This is a genomic window from Mycobacterium sp. (assembly GCF_049281135.1).
In the GTDB taxonomy this organism is placed as follows: Bacteria; Actinomycetota; Actinomycetes; order Mycobacteriales; family Mycobacteriaceae; genus Mycobacterium.
In genome coordinates, this window is sequence record NZ_JBAPRN010000165.1 from 1 (window position 1) to 1,631 (window position 1,631).

Consider the following 1,631-nt stretch of genomic DNA (forward strand, 5'->3'; position numbering starts at 1 on the left):
GGGCGTTCACCAGAAAGTCGAAGCCGGGAGCGAGGCGTTGGGCACAGGTTCGCAGCACGCTCATCAGGATGGCTTGAGCCTGCGCGCCGGCCCAGGTCCGGTTGCCGCCCCACACTTTGCGATTCACCACGGCGGGTCGCAGCGCCTGCTCCGCGCGATAATTCGTGGAGTCGATCGTGGGATCGATCAGGAACCAGAACCAAGCCAGGGCATGGGCTCGCAGATGGGCTGCCAAACGCCGATTCGCCAACGAGTGGAATCGGCCCGACGCCAAGTCGTCCAGTTCTCGACTGAGCACCAGTCCCGCCTCGGCCAAGCGATCGCGGTCGAGGCGGTGTCCGCGCCACAGCCGCCGCAGGGCATACGCCTCTTCGACCAGCGCGAGCACGCCCTGCGGCAAACCGGCCGCCGCGCCACGGGCTGTTTCGAGCAAGCCGCGGCAGCGTCGCACCAGATGTGCCAGGCATTGCTGGTGAGCCGCCGCGGTGAAGCGGTCGTAAACGCTCCAGCCGTCGTGGACCAGTGTGCCGGCCCAATCACGCCCCAAGAGTCGCTCGGCGGGCTGGCCGCTACGGGTCGGATCGATCACGTAGCACGTCGCGTGTTGGCTGACGAAGTCGTGCAGCCAGGCATTGCGGCCGCCGACCCGCCAGCCGGTCTCGTCAGGCACTACCTGACGCGAAGATCGCACGTCGCGGCGAACCTCGGCGTAAGCCGGCTCGCAACGCCGCGCCGTGCGGGCCGTCGAGCGGGCACTGGCACCGCGCGAAATCTTCATCCCCTCGAACGTCGTGGCCAACAGCTTCACGCACTTGCCGTGCGACAGGCCGCACTCTTTGTTCATCACGGTCAGCAACGCATGCACGTTCGGTCCGAACTGGCTGGCCGCCGCGCCGGTTGCCGTGCTGGTCATCAGAGCGTGCCGGCCGACGACCGCCTGGCCGCAGTTTTGGCACAACCCGCGCTCAACGTCGAAGCGGCGATAGATCACCCGCCGCGGAATTTCCGTTTGAAACTGCCTGACGACGCCGGTCTTTTTCAACCGCCGAGCATGGCAATGCGGGCATTTCGCCGGCAGCGGCGCCTGGTAGACCTCGTCGATCCGTGGCGGCACGCTACGGTGGGCGTGCGGTCCATGCCGCCTGCCCGACTTGCGGCCGGGCTTCTTCGGTTCGGCCCCTGGCTGGTCTTGCTTGCGAAACGGCGCAGCCTGACGTTTGCCTTCGCCGCGCAGTTTCTCGATCAGCCGCAGCAACTCCGCGACCTGGCCCGTCAACCGCTCAACTTGCCGCTCAAGCTCGACCACCCGCTTTTTGAGTCGGGCGTTCTCCTCCAACAATTCGTTGTAGGTTGGTCGCCTGAGCGGGGCATCAAGATCGTCGTCCATGACCTTTCTACGCCCAAAACTCCGCTAGCAGCCCACGCCGGCAGAGGCACGCGGTAAACAATTACATATGGAGTTCGTCGACCGACGGACGAGATTGGAGTTTCTCGGCGTTTGCGTACGGGTTCCTCTCAACCGACATCGAACTGGACGGGTTTCTGAGGAGTGAGCCTTACCTAACCGAATCCGAGCTGTGGGCCCTGGCGCAGGTGCCTCGTTTTCGACGGCTAATGGCGGAATGTCGCTC

General features: G+C 65.2%; 1 protein-coding gene. It reads right to left on the bottom strand.

All coding sequences use genetic code 11. The features are described 5' to 3' along the window. Window positions 1-1,387: IS66 family transposase (tnpC, locus tag WAN02_RS06660; protein WP_422263375.1), on the bottom strand; the 1,387-nt coding region annotated here is incomplete at its 3' end. Window positions 1,388-1,631 lie beyond the last annotated feature (244 nt).